This is a genomic window from Streptomyces albiflavescens, from assembly GCF_014645835.1.
Classification (GTDB): Bacteria; Actinomycetota; Actinomycetes; order Streptomycetales; family Streptomycetaceae; genus Streptomyces; species Streptomyces albiflavescens.
In genome coordinates, this window is the sequence record NZ_BMMM01000032.1 from 14,402 (window position 1) to 32,846 (window position 18,445).

The window sequence follows — 18,445 nt, forward strand, 5'->3', positions numbered from 1 at the left end:
TCAGCGCGAGCCGTTCCCCCTCCCCGGAAGCCGTCTGCTCCGTCCTGAGGGCCTGCGCCTACCTCGCGGCGCCAGTGGAGGCGGTCAGAGGCTGCGGAGCTGAGGACGCCGACGACGGCGCCGAGCGCGGTCGCGACGATAGTGGCCCACTGCATCAGGTGACCGTAAGCGGCACCCGCGATGCTGCTTATGGGCTGACGGGGTGGTCCCTGGGGGGCTCACCCGGGCGATTGACTCGCCATATTTCCCCATCAGCCCGCCGCTTGACCGGGAGGCGAAGCGGCGCCTGGCGGTGATACGCCACGTCGAAGAGGTCACCGGGAACGTCCCGATGTCCTGCCGCTACTACGGGATATCAGTCGGCAGGCGTACTACACCCGGTACCGCCGCTACCAGGCCGAGGGCGTCGAGGGCCTGCGCACCCGCTCCCAGGCCCCGAAGACATCCCCGAACGCGACGCACGTCCAGCCGACGAGGGTTCACCAGGTCGGCCTTGCGGCACGTCGCACGGTATCGGTCCGGCCCGGTAGCCGATCAGTTTTGCTTCCGTCCGAGGCGGCCTCGGGGACGCCGCTGGATGGATCCATGGGCAGCCCGGGGCGCTGTTCCCTCGGCTATGACCGGTGGCCGATGTCCGGCGGCGGAATGTAGATGGGGGTGTCGGGACAGCCAATCTCTCCCCAGTAGGCGCAACCGCTGTGGGCCGGGGGCAATGGCAGCAAGGGCGGGGGAGAGGGCGGCGGGGTGCCGCCGGACCAGCGGGCCGGCCATCCCTGAGCCCGGACTGCGTGCGTTCGCCGAGTCTGTCAGGAAGGAAAGGAAGACACGATGCCGGCCGGATCGAGCTCCGAGCGGGAGCAGCAGTACGAGCACATCAAGAAGAGCGCTGAGGACCGTGGCGAGTCGACCAAGCGAGCCAAGGAGATCGCCGCGCGGACGGTCAACAAGGAGCGGGCGAGGTCGGGCGAGCCGAAGACCGCCAGCAAGTCCTCCACGCGTGACTCAAAGCCGGCGTCGCAGCGTGGTGGGCAGCGTTCGCACAGCGGCGCGGAAGGGCCGACCAAGGACCAGTTGTATGAGGAGGCCAAGAAGCGCAACATTCACGGCCGTTCCTCGATGACCAAGCGGCGGCTGGAGAATGCCCTTGGCCGCTGACAGCAGGGGCTCTGGCCCGGGCGGAAAACTTACGGTCTGAAAGGTCCCTCCGGGGGAGGGCCGGATGTTCAGGTGAGTGATCAATATCGGGCCGGGAGGCTGAGCGGCATGTTCAGGGCTTCCACACTTCGGGCCCTCCTCCGTGCCACTCGATGAGCGGGTGCTCGGCTACGGCCACCTCGTCCAGAGACTTACTGACTTCGGCGCTTCGAGGTGGTTGGCTGGTTTGTACGGCCGACTGATGGTCATTTGCGCAGTACGTCGTTGGTATGCGCTATGCGGATGGGGGCGGGCTGACGGCGAAGGGCAGTCGGCGCCGCGAGGCGGTGCGGCTGGAGGCCGCCGGGTTGTTCGCCGAAGGGGTCGTCCCGCCAGAGGTCGCCCGCCAGTTGCGGGTCAGCTCGAAGTCGGCCTACCAGTGGCAGCAGGCTTGGCGGGAGGGCGGGGCCGAGGCGTTGGCCTCCCGGGGCGCGAGCGGGCAGCGCTGCAAGCTGTCGCCGCAGTGTCGGGAGAAGCTGGCCGACTACCTGGAACAAGGGCCGGCCGCGCACGGCTGGGACTAGGACCAGGTGTGGACCGGGGCGCGGGTGGTGACGCTGATCGGCAGGAAGTTTCACGTCTCCTACAGCGTCTCGGGCGCGACGAGGCTGATGCGCCGGATCGGGTTCACGCTGCAGGTCCCGGCCCGCAGGGCCGCGGAACGCGACGAGAAGGCCGTCACCTCCTGGAAGGAGGTGACGTGGGCGGAGGTAAAACCACCCGGGCGGCCTGCGGCGGCTGGATCTGCTTCGAGGACGAGGCGGGGTTCACACGCAGGCCGCCGACCGGACGTACCTGGGGATGGCGCGGCATCACCCCGGTCGTGAAGGTGAACGGCCGCGGCTCCGGGCGGGTCTCGGTCGCCGGGCTGATCGCGATGCGTCCGGGCTCGCGGACCCGGCTGTGCCATCGGCTGCGACGCCACACCGGACGCAAGGGCGAGCGCCGCAGCTTGTCCGAGCGCGACTACATCGCCCTCGTCGACGGCGTGCACCAACTGGTCAAGGCGCCGATCGTGCTCGTGTGGGACCGCCTGAACACCCACGTTTCCCACAAGATGCGCGACCTGATCGACGCACGCGCCTGGCTGACGGTGTTCACCCTGCCCGCCTACGCGCCCGAGCTGAACGCGGTCGAGTACCTATGGGCCCACGTGAAACACAGCCTCGCGAACCTCGCCAGCGTTGCCCTCGGCCGACTCGCCGCGCTCGTGTGCAACCGACTCAAGCGCCTCCAGTACCGCCCCGACGTCCTCGACGGCTTCCTCGCCGGGACCGGACTCGTCATCGACCTCCCGCCACCATCACCTTGAAGCGCTTAGTCAGTTAATCGGTTGCACGCCACCGAGACGGGGTGTCTGATCCCGGCTATGACGATTGTGCTGAGTACGCCGACCGCCGACGGAGTGCGCGAGGCTATTGCGGCACTGCGGGAGTGGCAGCACGACCAAGCGCCGATGCAGCTGCATCCCGGGGACATCGGCTGGAACTACCGGTTCGGAACGGCCGAGACGGCCGCGGTGGTCCGGACCTGGAGCCGGAACGGACGGATCCTCGCCGTCGGGATGCTGGATTTGCCGACGCTCGTGCGGATGACGGTCGCTTCCGACGCTTTCCATGACGAGGACTTGGCGCGGCGGCTCGTCGAGGACTTCTCGCTGCCTGAGCGCGGCGTGCTGCCGGAAGGAGCGGTGTCCATCGAGGCGCCGCAGGGCCTGCTGCTCCACGACCTGTTGACCAAGGAGGGCTGGGGCGTCGACGAGCCGTGGACGCCGCTCTTCCGCGACCTCGCCGAAGCGGTGGAGGACCCCGGCGTGCGGATCAAGGAGATCGGCCTGGAGCAGGCACAGGACTTCGCCGACGTCCTGCGGTCCGCGTTCAACACCACGAGGCCCACGCGCGAGTACCGGCACAAGATATCCGCGGCACCGTTCTACGCCGACGCTCGCTGCCTGGGTGCTTACGACGACCAGGGCAACCCCGCGGCGGTGGTGACGGTCTGGTCGGCCGGCCCGGGGAAGCCGGGACTGGTCGAGCCGATGGGCGTCCACGCGGACCACCGCGGCCGCGGCTATGGCCGGGCGATCACCGTCGCCGGGGCGGCCGCACTGCGGGAGATGGGCTCGTCAAGCGTGCGCGTGTGCACGCCGAGCTCCAACGTCGGCGGCGTCGCCACGTACAAGGCGGCCGGGTTCGCGGCGAGGCCGGAGATCGCCGACCGGATCCGGAAGGTCTGACGTCGGGGTCTCCGGGGGCCTCGTCCGCGGGAGGAGTGTATCGACGGCCACGGGGTGATCCCGGGAGCGGGTGAAGCGGACGGCGCGATAGGTGTCGGCGAAGAGGCCGAGGATCTTCCCGCGTTCAGGGCCCAGGACCACGCCGAGCGCCTCCGGGCAGGTGAACACTTCGCCCAGGGCGCTCGCGGATGCTGACCCGACCGGCGAACAGCGCGAACGGGAACGCGATCCTCTTCTCTCGATCCTCTTCTCCTCTGACGTGATCGAGTGCTCCACCCGCTGCCCGTCGCGACTTCCCTGTCGCGCACGTCTCGAGCGCCGCGAACTGCTCGGTCGTGACTGGACCTTTCGCCCCAGGGGCCGTTGACATCCTCACCCTTGAGGACTAGGACAAAAGGTAAGAAGAGTGCAAATCCCCGCGTTTTAGGGTCGGTGGCTGCCATCGACCTACATCAGGACTCCCTGACTACGCGTCATGGGGAGGAGGTGAATTCATGAGCGACACCGAACAGGCGCCCCAGGAACCCGAGCCGACTCCACCTGTGGGCGAGGAGCCTGCGGGCGAGGCCGTGGAGGGCGCGGAGACGGACGCTGCTGCGTCCGGCGAGAGCGCGGAATCCGAGGCGGCTGAGGCTGAGGGCGAAGCACTCCCAGACGAAGCGAGTGCCGAGGAAGCGGAGGCTGTCACGGCCGAGGGCGAGGAGTCGTCCGAGAGTGAAGCACTCCCAGACGAAGCGAGTGCCGAGGAAGCGGAGGCTGTCACGGCCGAGGGCGAGGAGTCGTCCGAGAGCGAGTGAGGAAGCCGCGTCCTGGTAAGGCGATCATCACGGACATCGAGGAACGGTGCCCCGTACGGCCGGAGGAGAATGCGCCAGCTGCGACATTCTCCCCCAGCCGCCCGCTCCCACGCGCAGGCCTCCGGGAACGCGGCGGTCATGTCGGAGTCGCGCGGTGAGCGCAGGAGCACAGCGGCATGCTCGCTGGAGCATTGTTCAAGCAGGCGTGGAAGATGCTCAGCCACGACGAGGACGCTCCCGACGCCACCGCCGCAGAGCGCACCTGGAACGAGGTCCTGCTCGCCGCCGCCCTGCAGGGCGCGATCTTCGTCGCGGTCAAAGCCACCGTCGACCGCGCCGACGCCACCGCCACCCGCAGCCTGACCGGCACCTGGCCAGGCTGACCACCGACGGGACGTCGGTACTGACCGAGGCCCCCTGGCCCCAGTGCCGATGATGTGTTGCGCTGCCAGCAGTCAGGGGCGCTGTACCGGCAACGGATGGACTTTCTCCTGCTGGCCCCGGATCGCACCGCGGCGGTGTCGGAGAGGGTGCCGGTGGCCGTGGGTTCGACGACGACGCCGGTACTGCCCCCAATGCCGCACCGACATCAGCCGGCAGTACCCGACCCTGCGCCAGGCCATCTTCGGACGCCGCCCGCGAAGCAAGTAGCCCGGCCCCGTGGAGTGCTACAGGACCGGGCCAGGGGGAGGGCCCGCGACCGGGCAGAGGCCGGGCGCTCACTGTCGCGTATCCAGGTGGCGGTACCTGCGCGCGATGTCTTGTGCAACGACGCCCGCAGCCGGCAGACACGACGCTCACGACACCCCGTTACCCGTCGAGCCCCGGCTGGGAACCGGGGCGGGTCGATCATGCCCAGCCCTTCCCCGCACGGGGTAGGCCCGTGTCCGCACAAACGAGCCCCCGGGCACATGGGCAGGCGGGGATGGCTGCCTTCCACCAGCTGGCCAGGCGGAGAGGGGCCGTTGTCCGCGTGGGCGGCGTTGTCCGGTTCGGACTCGGTTGAGGTCGAGGCGCTCAGTCAAGAGCCGCGAGGTGGTCGGCAGCGTCTCCGTGCCACTCGATCATGAAGAGGGTGGCGTCGTCGCTGGTGCGCCCGCCTCGTTCTCTCTTCAGCGTGTGGGAGAGTCGGCGCAGGTCCGGTCGCACTCCCTCTGATGGCTCTTCCCCCAGGCGGTTGACGCAGCGGATGAGGCGTTCCTCACCGAACGGCTCCCCGCCGGCGACACGCTCCTCGATGATGCCGTCGGTGTAGCACAGCACCCGGTCGCCTTGCTGGAGCATGTGCTGTCTGATCCGGGGCGTCTCACCGCCGAAGCCGACGGGCAGCGTCGTCGCGCTCTCCAGCTGCTCCGCGACCCGGCCCTCGCGGATCAGCAGCGGCGCGGGGTGGCCCGCGTTGACCAGCTCCATCTCACCGGTGGCGATGTTCACGTGCATCAGCTGCGCGGTGACGAAGTGGTCGGGCCCGAACTGCCGGGAGATGGCATCGTCCATGAACGCGTACTTCTCGGCCAGGCTGATGAACACGCGCCGGGCATGGCGGTAGGCGCCGATGGCGATGGTCGCCATCGCGGCGGCGTCCAGGCCGTGGCCCATCGCGTCGATCACGGCTATGTGCAGGATGTTGTCGTTGAGGGCGTAGTCGAAGCTGTCGCCGGCGACGCGGTAGGCGGGCTCCAGGATGCCGGCCACCTCGACCTGCGGAACGGACATCGTCAGTGGTGGCAGCAGGCTCCACTGGATCTCCGCGGATACGCTCATCGGCTCCCGGCGCCGGGTCAGGAAGAACTGGTCCGTGTAGGCGTTCTTGGTGACCAGTACGTCGGCGACCAGGCTGGCGAGCCTGCCCAGCAGGCGCCGTTCGTCGTCGCCCAGAGCGTCCAGCGTCAGGGCCATCACCCCCACCTGGTCGCTCCCGTCCAGCAAAGGCAAGTACATCCGCACCCCGTGAGTCTTCGGCACCTCGACGACCTCCCCGCGCAGAAAGGCCCGGCCGGCCGGGGAGCCGGCCATCGGCTCGGGCTGGCCGACGTGCAGCTTCCTGCCCGGCAGCGGCACCAGCAGCTCCTGCGCGTAGTCCTGGAGCAGGATGGAGACGTCACGACCGCCGATCCTGGCCACCTCCTGTGCGATCAGCGGGGCGATCAGCTGCGGCGGCAACAGCCGCGCCTGATCCAGCAGCGCGCCGAGCAGCCGCTCGCCGAAGCCCTCCGACCGGTCCACGCTGTCCTCGCCCATGGCCCGGTTCGCCACCTCTTTCCTGCCCGACTCCGGTCACCGCCTGTGCACAACGTGACCTGGGAAGCACGCCCGAGCGGATCATTACGCCATGCGCGGCATGTCGGCCCATCGGGCGGTCGTTCAAGCTGGGCGACCAGACCTGCACGGTCGCCTGACGGCAAGCGCTCCAGAGGCCTGACGTTCCGCAGCTCGGTGTGTAGGCGTGTCCCTGAGGGCTGGAAGCCCTCAGGGGCGGGTGCTCCGCCCCTGAGCCGCCGGCGTGGCTGCGTGTGGGGCGCCCGGAGGGCGTCTTCCTCCCGTCCCTGCCCTTCTCGCTCTCTAGCCCCTCTCCCGTCCGTCCTGGGTCTGGCTCCCCGTCTCTCGCGTCCGGCCGTCGTGCCGACGGGGTGTCACGTCTCTTCCCTCCGGGAGGGGTTGGACCTGTTGAGCCCGGAGCGTCCAACCCTCTCCCGAATTCCCGGAATTCTGCTTTTCTCCCGGAAAAACCTCAACTCGCTTTCCCGTTGCCTGCGTTCCTGGATTCCTGAGGATTTCTGGAGTTTTTCGAGGGGAGAGTGAAAGGCGGAACCCCGCATTTTGTAGCCAGCGTGGAATTCGCGGAGCGAATTCCTTGCGACCAGGCGCCAGCGCCTCCGGCTCCTGATCGGGAGGTGTGGGCCTGGAGTCGGCGCGCGGTCGCGTCCCTGGGCGTTGCTCGGGACGAGGTCCCCGTAGGCCGTTCGCCTGCGTTGTCGTGCGCAGGTGGAAACCGTCGGTGACGATTCCGGAGTGATCTCCGGCGACGTGATGTGTCGGCGGTCGGGCACTCGAACGGAGGAACGTGAACAAGATGATGCATCGAATCGTTGTCCTCGCCGCGGTGAGTGTGCTGGCCACGGCGGCCTCGGCGGGGGCGACTTCGGCCAGACCCGCACCCGGCAGCGCGGGGCCACGGCCGCCCGGGCCGACCGCTCCGCCACCCGGCGGGGGGCTCAATGGCGAGGCCTGGGCGTGGACCCAGCTGACCAGTCACGGCACCCAGATCCGCTACGTGTCCACCGACAGCAGTCACATGTGTCCCACCGTGAACTACACCGTCGGGACGACCAGGAATCCGTTCCGCATGCGCCGATTGAGCACTCCCGATGGGCCGCAGTTCCCCACCACGGTCTGCCAGTTGAGGGTGCCTCCGACGGCCTCCAACGCGGTGCTTCAGCAGTCGACGGTCCAAGCGGCCACGGTGCACCCCTCGAACAGGGAGCTCCCGCTGCCGAAGTGGACCGGGACCACACGTCCCGCCACGATCGGAGTCATCGGCGACACCGGCTGTAGCCTTCCGGCGAAAGCTACCGATCCCGCTCAGAAGTGCTCGACCGAGTGGCCCTTCGGGCAGGTCGCGGCCAGCCTTGCCAAGGAGACGAAGCTGGATCTCGTGATCCACACCGGTGACTACCTCTACCGGGAAGACCCTTCCAGGGCCGACGACAAGGCGAAGAATCCAGGCTGCCAGACAGCCTCCGACGCCGCCAGCTGGGACTGCGTCGTCGCCGACTTCTTCCGGCCCGCGGAAACGCTGTTGGCCAAAGCGCCCGTCGCGTTGACCCGGGGCAACCACGAAGGCTGCAACCCGTCGCTGCACGACGGCGCCGGCGGGGCATGGTTCCGCTACCTCGCCGACGAACTCCGCAACGACAGAAGTTGCAGCCGTTTCACCGACCCCGCGTTCATCCGCGCCGGCACGCTGAACCTCGTCAACGTGGACTCCTCGCTGGCCGACCCGGACGACGACGGAGGCACAGCGAACCAAGGCATCTTCACCGGGTATTTCAATGCCGTGAACCAAGATGCGGGTCGGCAGCAGCACATGAACCAGGACTACTTCGTGTTCACGCACAAGCCACTGTGGATGGTGAAATCAGCCGCCCCCATGCCCACCGTGGCGACTCACGTCCTTGACGCCGCCGTCGCCGACACCCACCTGGGTCGGCTGCGGGACAACGTGCGACTGGCCCTTTCGGGGCACATCCACCTCTACCAGATGCTCGACTTCAACACTCACCGGCCGCCCCAGTTGACCGTGGGCTCCTCGGGCGGACCACTGGACAACGGCCCGAACGACAGCAAAGTCATGGGAATGGCGATCGGTACGCCGCCGCAGCCCGTCAATCAGTCCATCACTCAGGAACAGAGTCCTCCCGGGGGAATCGGGATCTTCGGTTATGCGGACCTGACCGACGGAGGCGGGACTTGGAGCGCCGCCTTCCATGAAAGGAACGGCACGGTAAAGGGCCAAACCTGCACGCTGAGCACGGACCTCACCCACAAGTCATTCACCTGCCATTGAGGCGGGCGCCGCTGGAGCGGTGCGGCACCATCAGCCACGGCCTGCCACGGCCAACCAGGCCGACCGTGGCAGGCCAAGATCGCAGCCGGCCGAGGCGCGCGGACCCAGCGGCCACCGGGGGCAGGCTTCACACGGATCCCGCCGCCGACAGCCACCTACGAATGCGGCCAGGCGGCCGGGGTGGTCGGCGGCAGCTGGATCTCATCCAGCCTCAGCCACCGCTCCCGGCCGTCCTCATCAGGCAGGCAAAACCGTATGTCCCGGGACTCGTCCGCCTCATACGGGGCATCCCCGATCGCCCGTAGCAGGGCCCGGAGCCTCGGGTAGGGGGCCTGCATCGCCCGGCCGCGCACGTCCTCGCTGCGCAGAGCAGTCAGCGCGAGGGAAGCGAGGTTCACCCCGGTACGGCGGTGGCCTGCGGCATGGGCCGCCACCTCCGGGTGGTCCACGATGGAGGCCAGCGCCTCCGGCCCGGCAACCGTGTAGGCCAGCACCAGATCCCCGCGCTGGAGCATCACCTGCGCGCCCGGCTCCATCAGTCCGCCGTCCTGCGATGCCAAGGCCACCTTGCCGATCATCGGGCCCGCGCCGATCGCGCGGACGTCGTGGAACTGCTCCACGGTGGCGTCCACGAGCCGCTCGGACTCCGGCAGCACCAGCACGCAGTGCCCGTTGCGTCTTGATCCGCGCCAGCGTCCAGGTCTGATCCGGCCAGCCGTGCGCTTCCGGCCCCTTGGCCAGCTCCTGCTCAAGCACCCAAAACAGCGCCTCACTCAGCTTGGGCCTGGACGCTGACCCCTTCGACTCCAAGGCCGACGTTCCGCCGTACTCCCATGCCTGACGCCATCGCTGTACCGACCGCACGCTGACACGTAACTGCTTGGCGACCGCGGCACTGTCGCGCCCCAGGGCGAATAACTCGGCGGCCTGCATCCGGATGTGTTCGCGAAACGCCCGACGCTCCGCGGTCAGCCCGCCCCCTTGCGGATACCTCATATGACCGGCCTACTGCGGCAACCACAGTTTGTCAGCCCCCGCGAGATCACGCCGACAAGGTCCTTACGTTGTTGGTGGGTTGATTCCGGTCACTCGTAGGATCGGGAGGCCCAGGGTTGCTGGGTGTGGCTGTCAAGGTCATGCCGTGTAAGTGGCTTCTACTGATTGGCCGCCTGGCTTCCCGCGACGACTCGGCCACTCATTGGGATGCGCGACAAGGTCGCTTGGTAAGGACACGCTGGCGAGGTCGTCTGCACGGGCTTGAACTGCAACGACCTCGGAGGTGAATGTGCCCGAACTGTGGGCCGGTACGGACGCGGGCAAGGCCGCACACCACTGCACGGTGATCGACGCTGATGGCAAGCGCAGGCTGTCGCGGCGGGTGGCAAACGATGAGACCGAGCTGCTCAAGCTGATCGCCGATGTATTGGAGCTGAGCGAGGGCGAGTCGGTGACCTGGGCGATTGATCTCAACTCCGGCGGCGCCGCGCTGCTGATCGCGCTGCTGATCGCGCTGCTGATCGCGCTGCTGACCGACAACGGCCAGCAGGTCCTCTACATCCCCGGTCGCACCGTTCATCACGCCTCGGGCTCCTACCGAGGCGACGGCAAGAGCGATGCCAAGGACGCCTTCATCATCGCTGATCAGGCCCGTATGCGCCGCGACCTGGAAGCGATGCACCGCGGCGGCGACATCGCCGTGGACCTGCGTATCCTCACCTCGCGCCGCTTGGACCTGACTGCGGACCGCACCAGGGCGATCAACCGTATGCGGGCCCAGATGCTGGAGTACTTCCCTGCTTTGGAACGGGCCTTCGACTACAGCACCTCGAAGGCTGCCCTGGTCCTGCTGGGCGGTTACCAGACCCCGGCCGAGCTCCGCAGGATCGGTAAGAACCGGCTCGCGACCTGGCTGAAGAACCGCAAGGTCCGCAACTACAAACAGGTGGCTGCCACGGCCGTTGAGGCCGCCCAAGCCCAGCACACCGCCGTCGCCGGCGAGAGGCTGGCCTCCGTCATGGTGGCCAAGCTGGCCAGGGAGGTGACGGCCATTGATGAGGAGATCGCCGAGACCGATGCCCTCATCGAGGGCCGGTTTCGTGACCACCCCGCCGCCGAAATCGTCCTGAGCATGCCCGGCATCGGCCCCGTGCTGGGAGCAGAGTTCATCGCCCACACCGGCGGCGACATGAGCGTCTTCGGCAGTCCCGACCGGCTCGCCGGCGTCGCTGGGCTGGCCCCCGTCCCCAAGGACTCCGGACGCGTCAGCGGCAACATGCGCCGCCCACGGCGCTACTGCCGCCGCCTTATGCGGGTCTTCTACATGTCCGCCATGGTCGCCGCCCGCTCCTGCCCCGTCTCCCAGGCCTTCTACGAACGCAAGAGAGCCGAGGGGAAAAGCCACAAACAGGCGATCATTGCCCTCGCTCGACGTCGTCTGAACGTCCTGTGGGCCCTGATACGCGACGGTCGCACCTTCGAGACCACCGCACCGGCGCCCGCGAGCGCACTCGCCTGACACCCTCACAGCCTGTCACCGACACCAGTTGACAACTCCATTGGGAATCAGTAGCGGCCCCTGGCCATTGACCACGGTTCATGTCGCCAGCGACACGCCAGATGCCCGACTGGTTTCAGACCCCTCACGTCGTGTTCACATACTCAAGCGATGTGCGTGATTTACGCCCTTGACACACGCGCAATTTCGTTGCCTCAATGCGGCCGTACGTTCCTCGCCATGGAGAACAACCTCGGGCGCAGAGGCTTCCTTCGCCTCTCTGGAACAGCCGCCCTTACCGCCTCGCTCGGCACCGCCGCTCTCACCGCGTGCGGCTCGTCCGACAAGAAGTCCACCTCAGCCAAGCCTGGCCGCAAGGTGCGCCTTGGGTTTATCGCGCTGACCGACTGTGCGCCCCTGGTGATGGCGAAAGAACTCGGTTACTTCGCCGAGCGTGACCTCGACGTTGAACTGATCAAGCAGGCCTCGTGGCCAGCAACTCGGGACAATCTGCTCAACGGGCAGATCGACGCCGCCCATGCTCTTTTCAGCCTCCCCCTGTCCGTCGCCTCGAAGATCGCGGGAACGGGTTCCACCGACCTCAAGATCGCCATGGTGCTCAACAACAACGGCCAGGCCATCACACTCAAAAAGGACTTCGCCGACGCCGGCTACGCGGACCTCAAGGCCGCCCGTGGCCTGCTGGAGAAGAAGTCACCGACCCTGGCCATGACCTTCCCCGGCGGTACGCACGACACCTGGCTGCGGTACTGGCTCAAGGCCACCAAGGCCGATCTGTCGAAGGTCAAGATCGTACCGATCCCGCCGCCGCAGATGGTCGCCAATATGAAGGTCGGCAACATGGACGGCTACTGCGTCGGCGAGCCCTGGAACGCCGTTGCCGTCCAGCAGGACATCGGCTTCACCCACATCACCACCCAGGACATCTGGCAGCACCACCCCGAGAAGGCCTTGGTCACCAACGCCACGTTCGCCTCGCAGAAGAAGGATGTCCTGGTCGACGTCATGGGGGCGGTTCTCAAGGCCGCCAAGTGGCTGGACGACCTGGACAACCGCGCCGAGGCCGCCAAGACGATCGGCTCCCCGCAGTATGTGAAGGCACCGGCGAAGGACATCGCGGGCCGGCTGCTCGGCACCTACGAGCTGGGTGCCGACCTGGGCGAGAAGAAGTTCAGCGGCGACCAGATGATGTTCTTCCGCGACGGCAAGACCCCCGCGCCGCGCCGCGGGCACGCGATCTGGTTCCTGAGCCAGTACCAGCGATTCGGGCTCGTGAAGGGCGACCTCCCCTACACCAAGATCGCTGACGAGATCATTCTGCGCGACCTGTACGAGGAGGTCGCGAAGAAGGAAGGCATCGACGTGCCAGGAGACGACATGAGCCCGTTCCACGTGAAGCTCGACGGCACGACCTTCGACCCCGCGAAGCCGAAGGAGGAGGCGAAGCGGAAGTGACCCATTCCCTGACGCCTACGGATCAGGCGGAACCGGCTGTGGCGACCGACGCCCAGCCGGGGCGGCCTGGCCCCCCTGCCCGCCGGGCGCCCTCAACGGGCGCCTGGGGCGGCCGACTTGCCGAGCTGGCCCGCGGCTTCGGATGGGCCATGCTCGGTACCGCGGCCGTCGTGCTGCTCTGGCAGCTGGCCTCATCCCACTCGACCGACGTCCCGGCCCCGCTCGACGGGGCCCGGACCCTGATCGACCTGCTGTCCGATCCGTTCTACAACAACGGACCGAATGACCAAGGCGTCGGCCTCCATCTGGGCACGTCGCTGCAGCGCGTGTTCACCGGCTTCGCGCTGGCCTCCGTGGTCGGCGTGCTGGCGGGCATGCTGATCGGCGCCAGCCGCCGGGCCTGGCTCGCGTTCAACCCGGTGATCCAGGTTCTGCGACCCGTGTCGCCGCTGGCCTGGTTCCCGATCTGGCTGGCCGTATTCAAGGACGCGCCCCAGGCCTCAGTGTTCGTGATCTTCATTACGGCGCTGTGGCCGACGCTGATCAACACCGCGGCCGGCGCCGCGCAGATTCCGCAGGACCACCGCAACGTCGCGCGGGTCTTCCGCTTCGGCCGCCTCGCCTATATGAGACATGTGCTCATACCCAACGCCCTGCCGTCGATCATCACGGGTCTGCGGCTGTCGATGGGCATCGCCTGGATGGTCATCGTTGCGGTGGAGATGCTCTCCGGCAACTCGGGCATCGGGTTCTTCGTCTGGGACTCGTACAACGCCGGGGACCTCAGCTCGGTCGTCGCCGCGATCGTCCTCATCGGTCTTGTCGGACTGATCCTTGACGCAATCCTCGTACGGCTCTCGCGCAAGGTCGCCATCGAGGAGGTTCAGTCATGACGGTCGAGATCCGCGCACTGCACAAGACGTTCAAGCGGAGGGGAGGGCCCGCGCAGCACGTTCTGCGAGGTGTGGACCTGACGGTTGAAGAAGGCGAGTTCGTCTCCTTCATCGGCCACTCGGGCTGCGGCAAGTCCACGCTGCTCAACATGGTCGGCGGCCTGGACCGTCCCGACGAGGGCGAGATCGTCGTGGACGGCAAGCCGGTCACGGGGCCGGGGCCCGAGCGGGCGATGGTCTTCCAGAACTACTCCCTGCTGCCCCGGTTGAGCCTGCTCGCCAATGTACGCGAGGCCGTCCGGGCGGCACGCCCGGACTGGTCACGCGCCAAGGCCGACGAGATGGTGGAGCGATATCTGACCGCGGTCGGTCTGTGGGAGCACCGCGACAAGCGCCCAGGTCAGGTCTCGGGTGGCATGGCCCAACGCGCCGCGGTCGCCCGCGCCTTCGCCGTGGGCCCGCGCACCCTGCTGCTGGACGAGCCGTTCGGCGCGCTGGACGCGCTCACCCGCTCGCGACTGCAGCAACAGCTCGTCGAGCTGTGGGGCAACGAGTCGGAGACGGAGAAGGTGCTCATGGTCACGCACGGGCTCGAAGAGGCGATTCTGCTCGCCGACCGGATCGTGGTCATGTCCAATCCGCCGCAGCCGTCGGTGCAAACGATCATCCCGGTGCCGATCCCGCGCCCTCGGGACCGCGCGACGATCAGCAACCACCCGGAATATGCCGGGATCCAGGAGGAGTTGGCAGGCCTGCTGCTCGTCGATCAGACGGCTGTCGCATAGCCGGGGTGTGAGGTGGTTGCAGGTGGTGCTCTCGGTCCGCGGTGACCTGACGCCTCCTCGCGGGTCGGGAGCACCTCCTGCGGCCACCTCGCACCCACCGGCGGCACCGCATCGGGCTGATGGATCTTGACTCGGTCTCGGAGTCGGTAGCCTGGGCGGTGCCGCGGTCACCTGGTGGTGTGCAGGGGTTGGGCGGAGCGTCGGCCTGCTGGAGTTCGGTGAGGAGCTGGTTCTGACGGCCGGCGCCGGCAACAACGACCGGACCTCCGCCCACTCCGCGTCCGTCATGTCCGACGGATACCGGCGCACCCGATCCGGATGGTCGGCCGCGTTGCCGTACACGTGCGCGAGGCAATCACACGACCGTGCAGGCGAGTTGAACTCAACGGGCATGGGCACGTACAACAACGACAACAAGGCCTCCGGGAGCCGCTCGGAATGGGGTTGCACCCCGAGCTACCAGGAGGCCCTGCCCTCATGCGCGTACGGCCGGAAGATCACCCGACCAGGAACTCCGTTCGACTTGCACGTTCCAAGATCGGTTGAGAGACGGCTTCTCAGCCAAACCCCTGACCCCCGTGATCGGCAGCCCGGCGTTTCGCCGCATGGTGGTGGTGCATCCGCTAGCCGCGGTTCCGGCGTTCGTGGTCAATGGCGGCTACGCCGGCCGTGCCGCTGGTGGAGCAGGTCGCGGACGAGGTGCGGCCGCGGTACCTCCAGGGGCCGGTGATCGTCCACTTCGTGCCGCCGCCGTTGATGCAGGTGACGACGGCCCGGTGCTGGCTGGTGCCGCCGCCGTCCGTGCACTTGACGTTTCCGGTCATCCCGGAGTTGCTGAGCCATGACGTGCAACCTCCACTGGCCGCCGTCGCCGTCGTGATCGTCACGGGAGCGAACAGGCCCGCGGCGAGGAGGGAGACGAGAAGGCTGCGCGGTGCGTTGGTCACGATGATTTCCCCTGGGAGTGCAGGTTGTGGGCAGCAAGGCGCTGCCCGTTGGTGTCGGCGACGACGAGATGCCAGGCCGTTCCGTCACCGTCGTCGCCGTCCCACCAGCGCGCGTAGTCGCGGGCCAGGCGGCGCACGCCGGGACCGTCGGCTCCGGCGGTGTACGTGGTGGTGAGTTCGACGTCGTACTCGGTGGCGTCGAGGTGGACCAGCGTGACCCGGGTGAGGTGGCGGGCAGAGTCGGCGGCCTCGTTCTTCCGCGCCCAGCTCCCGAAGCGGTGGAGCAGGTCCGCGTCCGGCTCGCGCCGGGTGACGGGGCCGCTCGGCGGGTTAGGGGTGCTATTTCCGGTCCCCTGCTTGCAGCCCAGGACCCATGCTCCCCGGTCGAGGTCCACCACCGCCGTGGGCTTCGCGGTGAGGGAGCGGCGCACGCACCCGCCGTTCACCTCCCGTACCGCGGCGCCCTTGCCGCCGTCCTCGAACAGCCGCTTGCCCGCGGCGAATCCCGCGTCGTACGCCTGCCGGTATCCGGGCGCGGACGCGGACGGGCGGCCGGTCCCGCCGGACGGCCGCGCCGACGGCCGGGCGGAGTCGCCCGTGGAACTGCACGCGGACGCGGCCAGGCACGCTCCTACGACGAGACCGAGCGCGCGGGCCCGCCCGATTGAGCCGATGAAGGGGTGAGGTGTCGTCGCCATACCGGGTCAGATGCCTTTTCGGGATCTCGGGTTGCTCGGCCGTGCCGCATGGAGTGATTTCGCACAAAGATTCGGCATGGGGGGCCGTCATTGGCTACGGTCGATGGCTCGCACAAGATCCGGATCTCTGACCACGGTCCGGAATGACCATATGGAGGGGGAAAATGAGGCTGAGACACGGCCTTGTCACCGTCACCGCGGTGACCGCCGCAATCACCTTGTCCACACTCACCGTGTCCGCGCCCGCGTGGGCCGGTCCGACGCCCGGCACCGCGTCCGCCGGAACCGCTTCGCCTGCCGGTTCGTCCGCTTCGCCGACCGTGACACCTGGCACGACCTCCGGGGCGTCACCGTCGAACACCACCACCGGCCCTGCCACCCCGTCCGCTCCTTCGTCGACGGGCGTGAGCGGCTCGGCGACCGGGAGCCCCTCCGGCACGCCCACGCCCACCACGCCTCCCACGAGCGGCGCCCCGGACGACGGTTCCGACTCGCCGTCCGAGCTGGAGAAGTACTGGACGCCCGAGCGCATGGCCGAGGCCCTGCCCGTACACGAGGACCAGGTCCGCGAGGACAGGCTGTCCGCCGCGCAGCGCAAGGAGCTGCTGCGGTCGCCGTCGCATACGTTCGAGGGCATCAAGGAAGTCGGTACGTTCTACTGGGACGAGCGCCGGGACGGCGAGCTGTACCACCGCTACTGTGCCGGCACCGTGGTGCCGTCGCCCGGCAAGGACCTGGTCCTGACCGCGGCGCACTGCTTCGACAACCAGGACCAGCACATGAAGCAGGTCTTCGTGCCGAAGCACAGCAAGGACCACCCGGCCCCGTACGGGCTGTTCCCCATCAAGGTCGGGCAGATCTACGCCGACCCGCGCTATCTGCGCCGCGGCGGTGACCACGACAACACTGACCTGGACTTCGCCCTCCTCAAGACCGAGCCCCGGTCCGACGGTAAGAAGCTCCAGGACGTCGTCGGCGCGATCCCGATCGGCTACAACGCCGGCTTCGACCACCCCAAGACCCGGGTGATCGGCTACCCGTGGCTGGACAACGGCGACCCGCACTACCACCCGAAGCAGGACCCGCTGGACTGCACCTCACCGATGAAGAAGTTCACCACCGGAGACGAGGGCGGCTGGAAGGGCGGCACGTTCTCGCAGATCGACTGCGACGGCTACGTGTCCGGCACGTCCGGCGGACCGTTCATCATCGGCGGCGACGATCCGAAGGTCGTCGGCGTGACCGGCGGCTGGCAGACCGGCGGGCACAGCGCCGACACCTCGTACTCCTCGTACTTCGACAACGACCTGAAGCGGATCTACGACGCCGCGGTGGCCGGACGGCAGCCGACGCCGATCGTCCTGCCGGCCGCGTCCACCTGGAAGCACGCCAAGGACATCGCCTCCGGCTACTTCGCGCTGAACGGGCCGGTCTCCGAGGACCACATGGACATGTTCGTCCTGTGGTCCGACGGCGAGCTGACCATCTACCGGGGCGCCGGCAAGGGGCTGAACTACTTCGACAAGGAGATCCGCGTCCAGGGGCCGAACAAGCTCTGGGCGGACCACGCCGTGCAGGTCGTCGCCGGCGACTTCACCGGGGACAACGGCTCCGACTTGATGGTCCGCTGGTCCGACGGCGAACTCACCCTGTATCCCTCGGTGGACGAGAGGGGCTTCCACGGCGAGAAGCAGCTGATGCCGCCGAACGACACGTGGAAGCATGCCGAGGCCCTGACCGCGGGACGCTACGGCGGCAACAAGTGGCAGGACGACCTGGTGGTCCGCTGGTCGGACGGTGAACTGACGGTGTATCAGAACACCGGCACGAGCCTGGGCAAGGAGATCAAGGTCGTCAACCCGAACAAGCTGTGGGAGCACGCAGTGGAGATCGGTTCCGGCGACTACACCGGAAACGACACCTGGGACCTGGTGGTGCGCTGGTCCGACGGCGAAGTGACCTGCTACGACGACTTCACCGGCACCGGCGACAGCTGGGGCGAGCACCGGTGGAAAGCGCCGAACAATCTGTGGGAGCACGCCATGCTTGTCACCGGCGGCGACTTCAGCGACAACCCGTGGCCGGACGACACCCTTGTCCGCTGGTCCGACGGTGAACTGAGCCTGTACACCGAGGGCAACGCGTCGGGCATCGGCGCCGAGCACCAGCTCGTCGCGCCCTGACGCCCCTTACGGCTCCCGCGGGCCCCGGAACCGCCGTGGTTCCGGGGCCCGCCCCCATGGGCGGATCCTCGACGGGGGTGCCCAGTGCATTCACCTGGTTCCTCCGAGGATGCCCCGGTCTTCAGGCAGGGGAGGAATCGGACTCCTGCGGGGGCAGGGCAGGGAACGGGGTTTC

Annotated in this window: 14 protein-coding genes and 3 pseudogenes; 12 read left to right on the forward strand and 5 right to left on the reverse strand. The window is 68.1% G+C overall.

Going from position 1 to position 18,445, the window contains the following annotated elements; translation table 11 throughout:
• Positions 1-229 precede the first annotated feature (229 nt).
• The 6 genes and pseudogenes from IEY95_RS51140 to IEY95_RS46720 form a co-directional block, all read left to right on the forward strand.
• Positions 230-468 (forward strand): annotated as a pseudogene (locus IEY95_RS51140) (helix-turn-helix domain-containing protein); the annotation flags it as partial.
• A gap of 360 nt (positions 469-828) precedes the next feature.
• Positions 829-1,155 carry a plasmid stabilization protein gene (locus tag IEY95_RS46695; RefSeq protein WP_189192425.1) on the forward strand — a complete coding sequence of 109 codons (327 nt, stop codon included), beginning with the start codon at positions 829-831 and terminating at the stop codon, positions 1,153-1,155.
• 269 nt (positions 1,156-1,424) lie between these two features.
• A pseudogene (locus tag IEY95_RS51145) lies at positions 1,425-2,506 on the forward strand (IS630 family transposase).
• A 57-nt stretch (positions 2,507-2,563) separates the two neighbouring features.
• Positions 2,564-3,430, forward strand: coding sequence for a GNAT family N-acetyltransferase (locus IEY95_RS46710; protein ID WP_189192426.1), 867 nt, complete (start codon positions 2,564-2,566; stop codon positions 3,428-3,430).
• A 494-nt stretch (positions 3,431-3,924) separates the two neighbouring features.
• Positions 3,925-4,227 carry a hypothetical protein gene (locus IEY95_RS46715; protein WP_189192427.1) on the forward strand — a complete coding sequence of 101 codons (303 nt, stop codon included), beginning with the start codon at positions 3,925-3,927 and terminating at the stop codon, positions 4,225-4,227.
• Between the two features lie 176 nt (positions 4,228-4,403).
• Positions 4,404-4,610, forward strand: coding sequence for a DUF4235 domain-containing protein (locus IEY95_RS46720; RefSeq protein ID WP_189192428.1), 207 nt, complete (start codon positions 4,404-4,406; stop codon positions 4,608-4,610).
• 634 nt (positions 4,611-5,244) lie between these two features.
• Here IEY95_RS46720 and IEY95_RS46725 read toward each other — a convergent pair.
• Complete coding sequence (locus IEY95_RS46725) at positions 5,245-6,468, reverse strand: PP2C family protein-serine/threonine phosphatase (RefSeq protein ID WP_189192429.1); 1,224 nt, start codon at positions 6,466-6,468, stop codon at positions 5,245-5,247.
• Positions 6,469-7,573: 1,105 nt separating this feature from the next.
• Here IEY95_RS46725 and IEY95_RS46730 point away from each other — a divergent pair.
• Positions 7,574-8,794 (forward strand): metallophosphoesterase family protein, encoded by a 1,221-nt coding sequence (locus tag IEY95_RS46730; protein WP_189192474.1) that lies wholly within the window; start codon positions 7,574-7,576, stop codon positions 8,792-8,794.
• A gap of 155 nt (positions 8,795-8,949) precedes the next feature.
• Here IEY95_RS46730 and IEY95_RS46735 read toward each other — a convergent pair whose 3' ends face one another.
• Together IEY95_RS46735 and IEY95_RS51150 are read right to left on the reverse strand one after the other, a co-directional pair.
• Entirely contained in the window at positions 8,950-9,456 is a 507-nt protein-coding gene (locus tag IEY95_RS46735) for a hypothetical protein (RefSeq protein WP_189192479.1), read from the reverse strand.
• 13 nt (positions 9,457-9,469) lie between these two features.
• Positions 9,470-9,790 (reverse strand): annotated as a pseudogene (locus IEY95_RS51150) (helix-turn-helix domain-containing protein); the annotation flags it as partial.
• Positions 9,791-10,079: 289 nt separating this feature from the next.
• Between IEY95_RS51150 and IEY95_RS46745 the strand changes: the two are divergent.
• The 4 genes from IEY95_RS46745 to IEY95_RS46760 all read left to right on the forward strand — a co-directional run bounded on the left by IEY95_RS46745 (position 10,080) and on the right by IEY95_RS46760 (position 14,442).
• On the forward strand, positions 10,080-11,309 hold the full coding sequence (locus IEY95_RS46745; RefSeq protein WP_373294689.1) for an IS110 family RNA-guided transposase: 1,230 nt from the start codon (positions 10,080-10,082) through the stop codon (positions 11,307-11,309).
• A gap of 219 nt (positions 11,310-11,528) precedes the next feature.
• Entirely contained in the window at positions 11,529-12,764 is a 1,236-nt protein-coding gene (locus IEY95_RS46750; protein WP_189192431.1) for a CmpA/NrtA family ABC transporter substrate-binding protein, read from the forward strand.
• Positions 12,761-13,657: a nitrate ABC transporter permease gene (gene ntrB, locus IEY95_RS46755; RefSeq protein WP_229703833.1), complete on the forward strand. Its 897-nt coding sequence runs from the start codon at positions 12,761-12,763 to the stop codon at positions 13,655-13,657. The genes IEY95_RS46750 and ntrB overlap by 4 nt, the downstream gene beginning before the upstream one ends.
• On the forward strand, positions 13,654-14,442 hold the full coding sequence (locus IEY95_RS46760) for an ABC transporter ATP-binding protein (protein ID WP_189192432.1): 789 nt from the start codon (positions 13,654-13,656) through the stop codon (positions 14,440-14,442). The genes ntrB and IEY95_RS46760 overlap by 4 nt, the downstream gene beginning before the upstream one ends.
• A gap of 623 nt (positions 14,443-15,065) precedes the next feature.
• On the opposite strand, the gene IEY95_RS46765 is transcribed toward IEY95_RS46760, so the two are convergent.
• A complete protein-coding gene (locus tag IEY95_RS46765; protein ID WP_189192433.1) occupies positions 15,066-15,389 on the reverse strand; it encodes a hypothetical protein in 324 nt (107 codons plus the stop codon).
• Positions 15,386-16,087: a hypothetical protein gene (locus IEY95_RS46770; protein WP_189192434.1), complete on the reverse strand. Its 702-nt coding sequence runs from the start codon at positions 16,085-16,087 to the stop codon at positions 15,386-15,388. Before IEY95_RS46770 ends, IEY95_RS46765 begins: the two co-directional genes overlap by 4 nt.
• A gap of 164 nt (positions 16,088-16,251) precedes the next feature.
• Between IEY95_RS46770 and IEY95_RS46775 the strand changes: the two genes are divergently transcribed.
• A complete protein-coding gene (locus IEY95_RS46775) occupies positions 16,252-18,270 on the forward strand; it encodes a trypsin-like serine protease (protein ID WP_189192435.1) in 2,019 nt (672 codons plus the stop codon).
• Positions 18,271-18,445: the final 175 nt, after the last annotated feature.

Bases quoted from the DNA above. Each gene is read 5' to 3' on its own strand.
- IEY95_RS46750 (WP_189192431.1), top strand. From the start codon at position 11,529: ATGGAGAACAACCTCGGGCGCAGAGGCTTCCTTCGCCTCTCTGGAACA.
- IEY95_RS46760 (WP_189192432.1), top strand. From the start codon at position 13,654: ATGACGGTCGAGATCCGCGCACTGCACAAGACGTTCAAGCGGAGGGGA.
- IEY95_RS46710 (WP_189192426.1), top strand. From the start codon at position 2,564: ATGACGATTGTGCTGAGTACGCCGACCGCCGACGGAGTGCGCGAGGCT.
- IEY95_RS46720 (WP_189192428.1), top strand. From the start codon at position 4,404: ATGCTCGCTGGAGCATTGTTCAAGCAGGCGTGGAAGATGCTCAGCCAC.
- IEY95_RS46695 (WP_189192425.1), top strand. From the start codon at position 829: ATGCCGGCCGGATCGAGCTCCGAGCGGGAGCAGCAGTACGAGCACATC.
- IEY95_RS46715 (WP_189192427.1), top strand. From the start codon at position 3,925: ATGAGCGACACCGAACAGGCGCCCCAGGAACCCGAGCCGACTCCACCT.
- IEY95_RS46770 (WP_189192434.1), bottom strand. From the start codon at position 16,087: ATGGCGACGACACCTCACCCCTTCATCGGCTCAATCGGGCGGGCCCGC.
- IEY95_RS46775 (WP_189192435.1), top strand. From the start codon at position 16,252: ATGAGGCTGAGACACGGCCTTGTCACCGTCACCGCGGTGACCGCCGCA.
- IEY95_RS46725 (WP_189192429.1), bottom strand. From the start codon at position 6,468: ATGGGCGAGGACAGCGTGGACCGGTCGGAGGGCTTCGGCGAGCGGCTG.
- IEY95_RS46730 (WP_189192474.1), top strand. From the start codon at position 7,574: ATGCGCCGATTGAGCACTCCCGATGGGCCGCAGTTCCCCACCACGGTC.